The organism is Bacillus sp. AFS041924, assembly GCF_002577195.1.
Classification (GTDB): domain Bacteria; phylum Bacillota; class Bacilli; order Bacillales; family Bacillaceae_G; genus Gottfriedia.
The window spans coordinates 1-14,423 of sequence record NZ_NULG01000104.1 but is presented as its reverse complement, the minus strand read 5'-3'; the positions used below and the strand labels follow the sequence as shown (position 1 = coordinate 14,423).

15 protein-coding genes and 1 pseudogene are annotated in these 14,423 nt (G+C 30.7%); 6 read left to right on the top strand and 10 right to left on the bottom strand.

The window, feature by feature from the left end; genetic code table 11:
• Positions 1 to 462 precede the first annotated feature (462 nt).
• Positions 463 to 1,716 (top strand): C40 family peptidase, encoded by a 1,254-nt coding sequence (locus COC46_RS17945; RefSeq protein WP_098811290.1) that lies wholly within the window; start codon positions 463 to 465, stop codon positions 1,714 to 1,716.
• A gap of 106 nt (positions 1,717 to 1,822) precedes the next feature.
• On the opposite strand, the gene COC46_RS17940 is transcribed toward COC46_RS17945, so the two are convergent.
• The 4 genes from COC46_RS17940 to COC46_RS17925 all read right to left on the bottom strand — a co-directional run bounded on the left by COC46_RS17940 (position 1,823) and on the right by COC46_RS17925 (position 6,101).
• Complete coding sequence (locus tag COC46_RS17940) at positions 1,823 to 2,257, bottom strand: DUF6526 family protein (protein WP_098811289.1); 435 nt, start codon at positions 2,255 to 2,257, stop codon at positions 1,823 to 1,825.
• A 173-nt stretch (positions 2,258 to 2,430) separates the two neighbouring features.
• Positions 2,431 to 3,513 (bottom strand): Ger(x)C family spore germination protein, encoded by a 1,083-nt coding sequence (locus tag COC46_RS17935; protein ID WP_098811288.1) that lies wholly within the window; start codon positions 3,511 to 3,513, stop codon positions 2,431 to 2,433.
• Positions 3,510 to 4,595, bottom strand: a complete 1,086-nt coding sequence (locus COC46_RS17930) for a GerAB/ArcD/ProY family transporter (protein WP_098811287.1) — start codon at positions 4,593 to 4,595, stop codon at positions 3,510 to 3,512. The genes COC46_RS17935 and COC46_RS17930 overlap by 4 nt, the downstream gene beginning before the upstream one ends.
• 18 nt (positions 4,596 to 4,613) lie before the next feature.
• A complete protein-coding gene (locus COC46_RS17925; protein WP_098811286.1) occupies positions 4,614 to 6,101 on the bottom strand; it encodes a spore germination protein in 1,488 nt (495 codons plus the stop codon).
• 291 nt (positions 6,102 to 6,392) lie between these two features.
• On the opposite strand from COC46_RS17925, the gene COC46_RS17920 reads away from it, so the two are divergent.
• The gene (locus COC46_RS17920; protein ID WP_098811285.1) at positions 6,393 to 7,040 is read left to right on the top strand and encodes a GntR family transcriptional regulator; all 648 of its coding nucleotides are present in this window, start codon (positions 6,393 to 6,395) and stop codon (positions 7,038 to 7,040) included.
• A gap of 44 nt (positions 7,041 to 7,084) precedes the next feature.
• On the opposite strand, the gene COC46_RS17915 is transcribed toward COC46_RS17920, so the two are convergent.
• From COC46_RS17915 to COC46_RS17900, 4 genes are all read right to left on the bottom strand, one after another.
• Positions 7,085 to 8,200, bottom strand: coding sequence for a GGDEF domain-containing protein (locus COC46_RS17915; protein ID WP_098811284.1), 1,116 nt, complete (start codon positions 8,198 to 8,200; stop codon positions 7,085 to 7,087).
• Positions 8,201 to 8,546: 346 nt separating this feature from the next.
• Positions 8,547 to 9,503 carry an ABC transporter permease gene (locus tag COC46_RS17910; protein WP_098811283.1) on the bottom strand — a complete coding sequence of 319 codons (957 nt, stop codon included), beginning with the start codon at positions 9,501 to 9,503 and terminating at the stop codon, positions 8,547 to 8,549.
• A gap of 65 nt (positions 9,504 to 9,568) precedes the next feature.
• Positions 9,569 to 10,465 (bottom strand): ABC transporter ATP-binding protein, encoded by an 897-nt coding sequence (locus COC46_RS17905; RefSeq protein WP_098811282.1) that lies wholly within the window; start codon positions 10,463 to 10,465, stop codon positions 9,569 to 9,571.
• A 458-nt stretch (positions 10,466 to 10,923) separates the two neighbouring features.
• Positions 10,924 to 11,184, bottom strand: a complete 261-nt coding sequence (locus COC46_RS17900) for a DUF2187 family protein (protein ID WP_098811281.1) — start codon at positions 11,182 to 11,184, stop codon at positions 10,924 to 10,926.
• A 556-nt stretch (positions 11,185 to 11,740) separates the two neighbouring features.
• Between COC46_RS17900 and COC46_RS22345 the strand changes: the two genes are divergently transcribed.
• From COC46_RS22345 to COC46_RS17890, 3 genes are all read left to right on the top strand, one after another.
• Positions 11,741 to 11,911, top strand: coding sequence for a hypothetical protein (locus COC46_RS22345; RefSeq protein WP_176545210.1), 171 nt, complete (start codon positions 11,741 to 11,743; stop codon positions 11,909 to 11,911).
• A 110-nt stretch (positions 11,912 to 12,021) separates the two neighbouring features.
• The gene (locus tag COC46_RS17895) at positions 12,022 to 12,264 is read left to right on the top strand and encodes a hypothetical protein (protein WP_098811280.1); all 243 of its coding nucleotides are present in this window, start codon (positions 12,022 to 12,024) and stop codon (positions 12,262 to 12,264) included.
• A 38-nt stretch (positions 12,265 to 12,302) separates the two neighbouring features.
• Positions 12,303 to 12,539 carry a hypothetical protein gene (locus COC46_RS17890; protein ID WP_218012472.1) on the top strand — a complete coding sequence of 79 codons (237 nt, stop codon included), beginning with the start codon at positions 12,303 to 12,305 and terminating at the stop codon, positions 12,537 to 12,539.
• Positions 12,540 to 12,793: 254 nt separating this feature from the next.
• Here the strand turns inward: COC46_RS17890 and COC46_RS22340 are convergent, their stop codons facing one another.
• On the bottom strand, positions 12,794 to 12,943 hold the full coding sequence (locus COC46_RS22340) for a hypothetical protein (RefSeq protein ID WP_176545209.1): 150 nt from the start codon (positions 12,941 to 12,943) through the stop codon (positions 12,794 to 12,796).
• A 296-nt stretch (positions 12,944 to 13,239) separates the two neighbouring features.
• Positions 13,240 to 13,662, bottom strand: a pseudogene (locus COC46_RS17885) (transposase); the annotation flags it as partial.
• A 165-nt stretch (positions 13,663 to 13,827) separates the two neighbouring features.
• On the opposite strand from COC46_RS17885, the gene COC46_RS17880 reads away from it, so the two are divergent.
• Positions 13,828 to 14,301: a DUF2975 domain-containing protein gene (locus COC46_RS17880; RefSeq protein ID WP_098811279.1), complete on the top strand. Its 474-nt coding sequence runs from the start codon at positions 13,828 to 13,830 to the stop codon at positions 14,299 to 14,301.
• Positions 14,302 to 14,423: the final 122 nt, after the last annotated feature.

The following is a 14,423-nucleotide window of genomic DNA, read 5'->3' as shown; positions in this document are numbered from 1 at the left end:
TAAAAGTAGAGACATTCAAATGGAAATTTAGCAAACTTGCTTTTATTTTGATCAAATCTGTTAAAAAATGAATAGCAATCTACTATTTTTTCACCAGAAATGATTCTTAAATTCAACTACAAAAGCATAACTGCGCCGGGATTCCCCCTCTTTAACAACAAAGCTCTCCTTCCAATAAATTCCTATAAATTTAGACCTAATTTTAAGCAATAATCTGTTTCCTACAATTTGAATCTCTTATTTTCACAAAATTGTGAACTTATTTAATTTTGATAATTTCACCCTTAATGAGTGAAGTCACATAGGTAATTATGTTAGAATTTAAACTTAATGTGATTTCACATTCTTTATAATTTAATTACCCAATTCATTTATATCTAAGATTTGCCTTTACTTAACGAATGAGGTAAGGGGTTTTTTCTATGTTATATTTCAGGTATTGGTAAGAGGGAAGGTTTAGTAATGAAGTCGAAGTCAACGTACACATTAATTAAGTTAAATTCGAAAGGAGGACGCAAAAAAAAGAGAACAATAAACTCAATGGCATTAGTAGGACTTGCATCAACATTTGTAGCTATTCAAGCTCCAAATACGATTGAAGCTACAACTTCTATTGATACTAAAAAACCATTGCAAACTAGCAAAATTTCAAATACATATATTTCAATTGGTAACGGTGTCCGCATTCGATCTGGAGCCGGAACTTCTTATAAGATTTTAGGTAGTGTTAATAAAAATCAAAAACTAGATGTAATTTCAAGCGCCAATGGTTGGTATAAAGTAAAATTTAATGGGGCTACAGGGTATATTAGTGCATCTTATGTTGGAAAATTAACCGAATCGAATAGTAATACAACTCAAGTGGTTAGTTCGGGTAATTATGTTTCTACTGGTAATGGTGTTCGCATTCGATCTGGGGCTGGAACTTCTTATCAGATTTTAGGAAGTGTTAATAAAAACCAAAAACTTAATGTAATCTCAAGCGCCAATGGTTGGTATAAGATAAAATTTAATGGGGTAACAGGTTATATTAGCGCAACTTATGTTGGAAAAGGAACTGAATCAAATAGTAATAGTAGTAATAATACTAATCAAGAAGTAACTTCGGGTAACTACATTACTACTGGTAACGTCAACTTAAGATCTGGAGCTGGAACTTCTTATCATATTTTAGGTGTTATTAATAAAAACCAAAAACTAAATGTAATCTCAAGCACAAATGGCTGGTACAAAGTAAAATATAATGGGTTAACGGGTTATATTAGTGCTTCTTATGTTGCAAAAGATACAGATTCAAAAAACTCTCAAACAAATAGCTCCCAATCAAATAACACTCAAACTTTTGATGTACAAGATTTAATCACCTATTCAAAAAAGTTTTTAGATGTACCTTATGTTTGGGGTGGAGCAACTCCATCTGGATTTGACTGTAGTGGATATATTTCATATGTATTCAAAAAATTTGGAGTGTCACTTCCTCGAACCAACGTTGCGGGTTATTGGTATAATAACTCTAATTTACAAACCGTAAATAATGTTCAACCTGGAGATTTAATCGTTTTTAAAGATACATATACTTATGGGCCGTCTCATATGGGGATCGTTATTAATAGCAATGAGTTTATCCATGCAAGTAGCAGTTCAGGAGTAACTATTTCTAAAATTAACAACTCATATTGGAACCAACATTTCTTAGGCTATAAACGATTTAAATAAGTAAAACGTACCCTAAAGAGTCTTCTCTTTAGGGTACATTTTATTTTTGGGACGGATATTTGGAATTAAAAAAAGGGACTATCATAAGTTAGTCCTTCAAACTCACTTAAACGCGATACTCATCCGCACGCCAATTTTTAATATTCTGTTTTATCTCTTTTGAAGACATTCCTTCATTTACCGCTCTTTCACTTAACTCTACAAATTCCTCATCACTTGCAAATCGTAATGCGATGATCTGCCCCATTGTTGTATTAGGATTTAGTGGTTTTCCTGTTAATGTAAAGTGACGGAAATTTTCTTCCATGCGAATCACTCTATCTTGTACTTTATTGGAATAAAATCGTGTTAGGAAAAACGAAATAACTAATAACAGTGAAGTGACTAAAATAAAGATTGCTAGCCAAACGTGATCGCTGTTTTTAATCGCAAAACATAGGTTAACGATTGAACCAATAATTGTGATTAAAGCTAATGGTGCTCCGAAAAAGTGAAAAAGCGGATGATATCGGACGTAGTTATCAAAGCTTTGCTGTTTCATATGAACTTCTCTCCTCTAAATATGTAATATGTTTCCTATTTTAACATTATTATTCTAACTTCTTATTTATCATTAAAGAATTTTTATATAAACAAAAAACTAGCAAAACAAAATGTTTACTAGTTTTTTTACTAATGATTATTTCCTTCTCTTAGACACTACCCTTTTCCAGATTACTCAACAATACCAGTATGAAGTATGTCTAAATCAACCTTTAATTTTATTTTTGCTTTCGGATACTGTTTTTCCCATTTTTTCGCATCAAAACCTCTTTGATGTGCTTCTAACTTTGAACCTAATCCAATTGGATCTAGATTATTTTTCTGAAGAAGCGCTAGGAGCTCTTGACCATTTTTTTCAAGTTCCTTTGATATTTTTGTATTTAAATCTTTAATATGTTTTGGAAACATAATTGGATTATTGCCAGTATATTCTTGAATCCTGGCGTTCATCTTCAATCTAACTGTAAATTCGGGAATCCCTTTTTTGATTTTTATATCGAATTCACTTTTGGAATTTATATTATCAATTGCTACATATTGTCCATCCAGTTTGAACTGATGTAATCCTTGTTTATAACCTTCAATCAGACTTTTCATCATGAACACATATTTCCAAGGAATAATTGTGATGAGTTTGTCAGCTTTAAATAGTGCTATACCAGTTATTTTAATCTCGTCATTAACTATTTTTAGAACGGGTAAATACGGATCCTTTCCTTCTTCAAAATACTGATAGACAAACGTTGCAAAATCAGTAAAAGGCAATGGTCCCGTCTCTGAATTATGTATTAGTAGATCGTAGAGATATAGCGCCAAATTCTCATTTTTATACTGTTTTAAAGCAAACAAATCAGCAGTTTCACCGTCGACTACCGCGATTTGTATTAAATTCCCTACTGCTGGGTCACGATTGAATGTATCAATAATCGGATAGATTCCTTTTTTGGCTAAATCTAAATTGAAACCAACAAAACGAAGCTGTCCTGATATTAAACGATATCGAACTTGTCTATCTATTCGTTCTCTTACTTTTTTAATTGTTTCTCCATTTGCAGATACTGCTTGAAACTGAGTAGGACCAGCTGATCGAAACTTAGGAAAAAAAGCTGTTCCTTTAAGCTGGTTTTGTTTTATTAAGTCGAATCCAGCCCCTTCAATAAGATTTAGTTCATTTACATCAGTAGCTGGAACTAGTGCGCACCCATTTATTAAAGTGGCTAAACAAATCATCAAAATTAGCAGTATTTTTTTCATGTCGCTTTCCCTGACTTTTTAAACATAAAAATGATTGACAATAGCGGTATATAAATATAGAAAATGTAAAGGGAAATTCTACTTGTATAGTCTGCAAAGATATTTATTTCATAGCGAGTTTTAAGTAATTGACAGACGAACAGACTAATCAGACTAATTAATATTAATGTATATTTTTGTTTCCATTTAAAAATTAATTTAAGTCCTCTGCTAGTACTCCATAATAGTAAAGTTAAAATTGAGATAACCTTTATGATGAAACTAGAAATTAAAATATATTCAAATCTTTCTAGAAATGGAAATTGAATTAACTTAGCAATATAGATTCTTGACCAAATGACATGTTCAATTTGTTTTTCGCTTAAAAGCAAAAATGTTGTAAAAGCTGATAAAGTAAAAATTAAAGTTGAAAAAGCAACGCCCCATTGTGCAAATTTTTGAGAAGAATTTCCATTTCGAATAAATGGGAAGACCATTAGTAAAATTTCAAATCCTGCCATCGTATAGATTGTCTGTTTTGCAGACATTAATAAATCTTTAAAAGAATGATCAAAAATAGGTAAAACATTATCCATATGAATATATTTATGTGGCAAATGAAATAGCAAAGTATAAAGAAGTGCTGTAGAAATCCCAGATAAAAAAGCAATCCCTACTACTACTCTAAACCCACCGGAAATAATGTAATAGCATAGCAATAAAATGATTATAGCTAACAACCACGTTTGTAGTGTTGGAAACATCCAAACTTGAACAATTTCAATATATAATCTTAATACAGAAATAGCTGCAATTAAATAATAGACAAGAATGATTAAACTAAAGGTTGCACCTATGATTTTTCCAAATAATTGCTTATGGGCATCAATGATATCCCCTTGCGCATTCGTTAACAATTTGTACATAAACCATACAATTAAGTGTATAAAAATACCTGCAATTATTACACTAATCCATGCATCATAGCCCGCATTTTTAGCGATAATTCGTTGAAAGCCTAAAACGCCTACTCCTATTTGAGAACTTGTAATTATAAAAAACAGGAGATAAGGAGAAACTTGTTGTCTTCTATATGTAGCCATTTTTAACTCTCCCCTTTTTTATTCATCAAAATCACTTGGTGGACCAGGACGTTTTATATCGTCTGTTGACCGAAATAATTTAACTGGCCTTAAATTTGTCGGTCTTTTTTTCTGCATTGCAAATGGTAATCTGATCCACAAATCATTAATTGTCGTTTTCCTAAACGGGTATGAGCCAATATACGGTCTTCCCAATGATGTTAATCGAAGTAAATGAGTCATTAAAAAGATTAACCCCATAAAAATACCCAATAATCCAATAAACTGAGCCATTAATACAACAGGAAACTTTATAAATCGGATTGTATTATTAAACTTATAAATTGCAGATGTGTAGGAAGCAAGCGTACCTAATCCGACAAGAATTAGCAGAATATTACTCGTTAGTTTAGCCTCAACAACGGCTTGACCAATTACAATACCGCCGACAATACCAAGTGTTTGACCAATTTTGGAAGGAAGACGAAGACCTGCTTCCTTAACTAATTCGATCGTAATTTCTAGAAATAAAACCTCAATAATTGGGGGAAATGGTACAGATGATCTAGATGTTACTAATGATTCAAGTAAACGTGGTGGAATCAGCTCATAGTGATAGCTCAAAATTGCAACATAAAATGGCGTTATGAAAATTGAAAGCGCAAAACCGAACATTCTAAGAAAACGAAAAAATGTAGCAAGTACCCAATTGACATAATAATCTTCCATTGCAATAAATGTTTCGTCAATTAAAGCAGGCGCAAGAAGTACATTTGGAGAACCATCTACTACAACCACAATTTTGCCTTCCACTAAACCTGCAACTGTACGATCGATTCGTTCAGTCGGAATCGTTTGTGGAAAGATTGAATGAGTGTTATCCGCAATCATATTCGAAACAAAAGAGCTATCTGGAATATGATCATACTGGATATCGTTAATCCGTTGAGTTATGGTATTTACATTGTCCTCATCAGCAAATCCTTTTAAAAAAATAACAGCAATATTTGTCTTTGATAACTCCCCCACTACCATTTCCTTCACATGAAGATCAGTAAGTGGCAATTTTTTTCGTATTAAATTTATATTTACATCCATATCTTCTACAAATCCAACTTGTGGACCTAAAGTAGTCGATTCCATAATCGGAGGACCAATTGTTCTTGAAACATTATTAGCAATATTTACAAGTAAACAATCCGTTTTATTATCACCATATTGAATGGCCGTATAACCTTGTAGTAGTTGACTAATAATTTTGGAACGATCCGAAGTAATCGTAAGTTGTTGTACAGGAAGCTGTGACATTAATTCTTCTAGTGTTAGATTTTTTGTCAAATACGGAAGTACTTGATCATGCATAATTTCAGATCTAATTAATGTTCGGAAAAAATAAATACTATATAAACTTTGATTCTCTACATCACTAGAAGTTTTAAATGAAATGAAATCATTTGATTTCGATAATTCTTCCACCCAACTAATATTGGCGGATCGTTGCTTCGTACTTTCATAATTAGTTCGCATACTATTCCCCTATTTAACTTTTATTTTAGGATTAGATAGGAGGTTGCAAATTATTCAATTTAATGGAAAAAATTAGCACCAACAATCCAGATGAAAAAAAGTTACCGTAATGCATTTTTTATGCTTCACAGTAACTCATAAGTTGATTAATCGATCATATCCACCTTAATCTTAATATAAATATTTTCTTTTGAAGCTTAACAATTTAACTTTTAAACTATACTAATAAATGAATTCTGTTAGTCGACCCATTTGATAAAAAGGCTATTATATTATTTGCAGGAGAATAAAATGGCAAAAGAGAAGACATTAGAACAAATTGCATATGAAAAATTAAAAAGTTTAATCCTATCTGGTGAGTATCAAACCGGTATGCATTTGAAGGAAACTGCACTTGTATTTGAATTACAAATGAGCAGAACACCGATAAGAAGAGCGCTTGGAAGACTTGTATCTGAGGGTTTCTTATCACATAATAACTTCCATGGTACGACGGTTACATATACACATTTTACATTGCACGAAGTAATTAATATGATTGAAATTCAATGGTGCTTTGCTGTATTTTGTGTGGAGAAATCCATGAGAAAGCATACTCCATTTAATGTAAAACAACTTAGAGAAATGAACTCTTCAATGGAAAAAGCGTACATGCAAGACGACGCCTACAATTATCATCGAGCTTTGACTGATTTCTATAAAACATTTTTACAAACTACACAAAACAATCTCATCATCGAAATGCTTGATCATCTGTGGAATAGATTTACTGAAGAAGCTACTTCTTCTAATGTATTTAACATAAGAAAAAATAAAATTCCTCATACATTGTCATTATATAATTCACTTGTTGATTGTGTAGAAAAATCTGAGTTTGATAAAGCGACTGAAATTTTAACCCAACTAAAAGAAGAAGCATTTATGGATTTAATGTTTTAATGCACAATAAAAACCATCTAAATGATTAGGATTTAGATGGTTTTTTAATAGCTCACTTGGTCTCTTCCATTGTGCTTAGATTTATATAAAGCCAAATCAGCTTCCTTGATTAAGGTGTAATAATCTTCGTCGGTTGAAGCAATCTGAGCTGCGACACCAATACTAAGTGTGACAATTTTTTTATCGGAATGAGCATGTTCAATGCCAAGTTTTCTTACACTGTTAATGATTCGATTTGCTAAATTTATTGAATCTAAAAGAGTAGAATTTGGTAACAGAATCGTAAACTCTTCTCCACCATAACGTGCACAGACCCCTGAACTATTTACTTCTGACTGTAAAATAATTGATATTTTTTTTAAGCATTCATCGCCTTGAGGATGTCCATAAAAATCATTGTAGTTTTTAAAATAATCTACATCAATCATTAATAATGACATTGATTTTGAACTACGAATTGATTCAGAGGAAATCTGCATTAAATATTTATCAAAATATCTTCTATTATATAAACCAGTTAGTCCATCGATATTCGCTATATTTTCCAATTTCTTTAATTTTGATTGAATATTCCTAGTCTGATTAGCGATTTGAAAACTTAATAATAAAGCTGGAATAAAAATTAATATCCAATACATAATCGTATGAATTAATATTTCGGTTTCAATTAAACCGCCGTGTGAAGGATAAATCCATTTATCAAGTACATAATATCCATATATTTTAAAAATAACGGCCAAAGGAATCAGTATTACTATTCGTTTTTTTTCATTCAATTTTTTTTGAATCATCCAAAAACCTATTGCTAAAATAAACAAAATCGAGGCAAAATCTACTAAGAACGTACTATTAAAGCCAATAATAAAATAAAACCATACAACGTTACATAAACTAATCGTAATTAAGGTTGTACTACTAAAAAAAACAGCTGCAATTACTGTAGTAAGAATTTTTATTTGAACATTAGCTCCACTATCAGTGACTATTGGAAAATATAGAAGAATGACCGTAAGTATGCTTAATATAATCCCAATAATGATTTCTTGTGATTTCAAGTTAACTGCAATTCTATTGCTGATTTTTCCCCACAAGATGGAAGATGTCAGATAGAAGAAACTAATAATGATCATATAAGTAATAAATATGTTTTTTATAAGCATCTCCCACCTACCTTTATCTGTGTATATTTAGAAGACTTTCTTTTTAAAATTAATAAATGATTTTATATAAGAAAGAAAAAGAAAACGTTTATAAAATTCGCAACCTAAACTATTTCTTTTTATTATCTTAACATAATATTTATTTGTTTTGTTAACTTTTTTTCGCATAAAATAAGTAGTATAGTTTATACTAATTCTCAATTTTTACCAACTAATACTATTACGGATCATTCTAAAGAAACGAACAAAAAAATTATTTTTATATACTATAAAAAAAGCCTTATTCTGCATTGAGAATAAGGCTTTTTAGAGATCTGTTTATGAATGAAAGCGTACTTTGCATAACTTATGCTGCTACGTCACGCTTCGAAAACACAACCACTGATAATCCAAGGAAAATCACAAAATAAACGATTAAAACAATGATCGAAAATGTCATCGTCATTCCTTCAACTAGAGGAGTTCCATTTACATACTGCATTAAATCTGTGTTGGCAAATAAGATAAATTTTGTCCAGTCAAAGAAATTAGCCAAAATAGCTGTTACCGTACTTCCAACTGTTAATAGTAGAATCGAAACACCAATCGCAATTGTATTGTTTCTAAAAACTGTTGAAACCATAAATGCCATCGAAGCAAGCATAAACGTTTGGATGAAACTCATAACGTAAAGCTTTGCAGAATAAAGAAGTCTGCTTTGCTCTTCAACATGGCCATCAACATATGCTAAGTATGAAGTGTTTCCACTACCTGTACCAAATAGTGCTAGACCTAGTAGATTCGAAAAAACGAATAATGTAAATAAAAGTGCGAAACCAAATAGAATACTAGTTATGTATTTTGACATAATTATTTTTTTTCTAGAAAATGGACGAATTAATAATAACTTAATCGTTCCCCAATTGAATTCACTCGAAACAATATTTGCAGAAACGATAATCGTAAATAGTCCAACTAATATAATTAAACTAGATGAAACATCCATAAAAGTCCAGACATTCGTTTTTTCATTTGGTGAGATATTATGTTCAATTCTGTACTCATTAATTGCAATTGAACGTTCTAAAAACGGTCTTTGTATATCATTTTTATCCTTTAAACCTTTTAATTCCTTTTTATATTCCGCTGTTTCTACTTGAAGTGATTGCTTCCAATTCTGATCTATATTTTGCTCTTTTTTATTTTCATTATATTTTACAAATGTACCTGTAGCTCCCACGAGTAAAATAATAAGTGCAACCATCACGATTGTACCTGGTCTTTTAATAATCTTTATCCATTCATTTTGAATCAATTTTAACATGATTTAAGTTCCTTTCTTTTTGAATTTCTCAAAATCAACTAGCTTATGAGACTTCTAAAGATTAGTTAAACATTCGTAATTTCTAAGAAACGATCTTCCAATGTTTTTGCATTTGCCTTAAATCCATATACGCGAATGCGATTTTCTACTAATAGCTCAATGACATTCGGTACATCTTCCCTTGTTAATTCAATATGTATTTCTTCATCAATTAACTGAGCATTATGTGTAGATAACACTTTAAGTGCCGCTTCATTATTATTCACTTCAATTGAATACGTTTGTACCTCTTCACTTGTAAGCTCTGTAACAGTTTGTACATCTACTAGCTTACCTTGTTGAATGATCCCAATTCGATCACACATCATTTCCATTTCTGATAATAAGTGACTCGAAACGATGATAGCCATTCCTTTTTTCTTCGTAAGTAGCTGTAGGTGATCTCTCATTTCACGAATTCCCGCTGGATCAAGCCCATTAGTTGGTTCATCGAGAATTAAAACTTTCGGATCATGCAATAAACATTGAGCAAGACCAAGACGCTGTCTCATACCTAGTGAATACGTTTTAACCTTTTGGCGTATAGCCCCAGTTAATCCTACAAGCTCAACAATTTCATCAATCTTCTCTTTTGTTACGTTTTTATCCATTCGAGCATATTGCAGTAAATTATCATAACCACTTAGAAATTTATACAATTCTGGATTCTCTACAATTGCTCCTACATTCTTAATTGCACCCTCAAAGTTGGACTTAATACTATGCCCATCAATTACAACGTCACCTTCAGTAATCCCCATCAAACCAACCATCATCCTGATTGTCGTTGTCTTACCAGCTCCATTTGGACCTAAAAATCCAAAAACTTCGCCCTCAAAAATATCAAAGCTTAAATCAGAAACAATCTTCTTACCTTTAATTTCCTTTGATAAGTTCTTAATTTGTACAATTGCCTTTTTCATTTCGTCCTCCTTATTTCCAATATTTTCTAAATTTCTAATTCTATTTTAACAAAACAAATGAATGAGCAAAACGGTCTAAAGTCTGAGTTTGTTAAAAATTGGCAGTTATTGTTACAGAGATATGAAAATTATTACATACCCTGTTGTTTTGTAACCATTTTCGGCATTATAAATTCTTTTTATCTATTAATATCAAAATGATGATCATTTAAAAAGCTCAGAAGCAGAATAGATTTATAAAACTAGCTATAAAGGACTTTCATGTAATATTAAGAGGTCTGTTTTAAAAAGAAAATATGAAAAAGAAAATAAAGAATAAATAATAAGTTACTTAGGTAGTTTTTCATATTTAATTTTAACTAATATAACAATTCATTAAGTGCATAAATACCTAAAATCAAAATAGCCTTATCCCTCATAAATTGGGTTAAGGCTATTTTCTAGGAAATTATTTTTGCTTATCTTTTTGATAAATTTGCTAAGATTTTATACTTTTTATGGCTAATTACAGTGTGATCATGTTCGTAATAATTTCGATGGTTTCGATCTTTTCTCATATCTACAATCACAGAGTTTGAAAGAACTTTTGTTACGATTCCTTTTACTAAACTTTGCTTGATTTCGTTAAGTTTGTCCTCTTTTGCCATAAATTCGATTTCATCACCTGGTTTTACATAATATTTATTCATCGTTATGATTGGTTTATTATTTTTGCACATATATTTATCACCTTTTTATTTAATTTTATTCAATATTACATAAATATCTGAAAATTCAAAAGTGAGTTGGATACTAGATTTTATCGTGACCTAGTACCTAAATTAGTGTAAAGAGAGTATTCGATCACCAATCTTTTATTCTTTAATGTAACACGTCTACTGAATTAGCTGTTTGTGTATCGACAGCATGGCCTACTCTAACAAATGGGATTTTTAAATTCTGTAAGCTTTTTAGAATTTCTTCATTAAATTCAATTGACGCCAACACAAAAACATCGATATATTTGCTTTGAAACTCCAAAACTTAGGGTATTTTAGATCCTCATTATTCGAATTAACTAGTATTAGGCCAAACCCTCTTAACTTAACAACTTCTTCAATTGCAATAACCAATTCTGGAAAGAACGGATTTGAAATATCAGGGATAATTAAGGTAATTACTAGGGAAGTTAGCAATTAGATAGGATATGTTAAATTAAATTGTCGTTTTTTATGCAAAAAACATAGGGATTCGAATATTATTTGGAGAAATATATTAAATGAGGAGGATGGAAAAATGAAAAAATCCGTTATTTTTTTAATAGCATTAGTTGCTCTTGTTAGTTCAATGCTCTCTACTTTTCTTGAAGGAAAAATAAACAATAATTATATCTCATTAATAAGTGTAACTTTTGGACTGGGGGTAGCTTTAATTTTCAGATATGTTAATGCAAAACAAAAAAAATGAAACCTCACTAAACAACTCATGCGTTAGCCATCCATGAATCCTCAGATTCACAACAGTGAATGGAAGTTTATATCGTACTCCCATGGTAGTTGAACAAGCATTATAGGAGGTTGAAAAGTATTAAAAGAAGATTTTCTATTGAAAAAGCAGAATGGTCAGATGAAAGAGAAGGTCAATATAAAAAAGAATGTTATGACATTGTATTTAGTTTTAGAGATAAAATTAAAGTCGAAGATGAAACAGTATTTATCCAAAAAAATGATGGAAACATAAAATTAGAAAAACCGTTGAAATCCAAAACATTTTGGTTTGGAACATGGTTGAGAATAAGAGACTTATATCAAATAAACTAAATGATGCATTTCTATAATAAAAGGAAGTGAAAAACTGTTTGAAAACAATTAAAGAGCTCATAGAGTTCCTAAATGAATTAGAATCAAAGAGCATTTATTATCAACTAAATAAAACAAGAGATGAAAGTATTATGGTAGAAGTAGTAGTACCTGGACAACGTTGGGAAATAGAATTTATGATTGATGGTACGATAGAAATCGAAAAGTTTTTAAGTGATGGGAACTTTTTTGATGCTCAAGAATTAGAAGTTTTGATCAAAGAATTTTCGGATTAAATGAATTTCTTAATCAACTAAAGCAGTGCTTTAGTTGAACAACAAGGCCGCTATTTAGTCGATTTTTTATTCAATAAAGTGGCAGGATATTTAAACAAGTAGAAAAAAGCCTAACCGTTTGGGTTAGACTTTTGAAGTTTATATATAATTAGATTTGTTATTTTCATAATGCTCTTGAATATTTCTTTCTAAACGAATAGTTATATTTTTAAATCATTCATAGTTGCACTCCTAATATAAATTTTCACCCGGTATTATTGGACACGGATGATTTCATAAATTTCTTTATCAAAACGCACTCGAGTGTGCTTGGATTCAAGGCGATCAATCTCCTCTAACCTTTCATATGTACATGAAAGGTAAAACCACATTTTTTTGATTTCAGTAAAAATAATAGTAAGCATCGTTATTCCTCCTAGTATGAGTAATGCTGTTTTTTACTCTTATCTTGGTGTATTTGTAAACGAATACAAATTGATTATATATCGAAAATAGCTTAATTTGTGAAGTTTTTCACAATTATATGTGAATTTTTTGTGACTAATTTAGATGGTCCTTTCCTTATTCAACCAGCTAATAGTTTGTTAATAATTTTTAATAAAAAATTTTGTGACTCATGTTATACTATTTTTGACATGCCAAATAATCCTCCACTTATTCAAAATTGGAAAATTATGATAAATCGAAGTTGGTTCAGATTTTAAGCTAGAACTTGGAAAGTGGTTTTGCTTTTTAACAGGGCATAAATCCAATGTAATAGTTTGTCTACACAAGCAATACCTGTTACTCTAAATGGTTTTCCTTCTTCGCGCTTTTTATCGTAAAATTGTCGCATTCGTTTATTTCTTGGGATGATTTCGCAGGTTGTCTTACTTTTACGATTTTCACGTATTGCACACCGAACAGCCATGAATAGCGCATGTCTCAATCGACTCGAACCACGTTTTGTAATTCGGATTCTACTGGCTGTGAATTTACCAGATTCAAAGACACTCGGGTCAACACCAGTAAAAGCCACAAGTTTATTAGGATTATCAAACCGATCAATTTCACCAATTTCAGAGATAATCGTTGCCGCGATTTTTTTTCCGATACCAGGTATTTGATTGGATGATAGTATGATTTCAAGTAAAAGCATTTCCTTGTAATAAGAAATGCTTTTTATTTTGGTTTAAAATTAAAAGATATTCAATAACAATAATAATATAATAAAAAAAGATATATATTTATTGTAAAACAATAAATAATTCGTTAAAGTCGTATTATCATTATAAGAGAGGTGTTTTAAATGAATGTTAAACGAGGTTCTGCCACTTTCTTGAAGGTCATTATTTTTCTGGTTGGAATTGCAGTGTTTACTTTGTGTTTTTATTGGATGCCTGTATTAACCATTAAAGATATAAAAGCACATCCAGGAGGGGATTACTCGCTATATCCCCTTTTAGTATGTGCTTATGGTATCTGTATTACATTTTCTTTTACGTTGTATCAAGTATATAAACTATTAACCTATATCGAAAAGAACAACGCTTTCTCGGAGTTATCTCTTAAATCTTTAAAGGTTATAAAAAAATGTGCTTTTACTGCCATTTTCTTCATTGTGTTAATGATAATAAGCTTAAAGGTGATTTCTAAAATAACAGGAGATGATGCAGCAGGTCCTATATCGATAAGTCTGATAGGTATTTTAGCAACAAGTATCATAACAGCCATTGTGGACGTACTTCAAAAGCCATTAAAAAATTTCCTAGATAAAGAATAGGTATAACTTTATTATTATTTTCTCTAGCAATGCGCAAAAAAATGTTAATGGAACTCATTCATATAAAAAGAAGTAAAAATATAAAAAAGCAGTTGGATTACGTGAATTGTTCCCTATAAAGT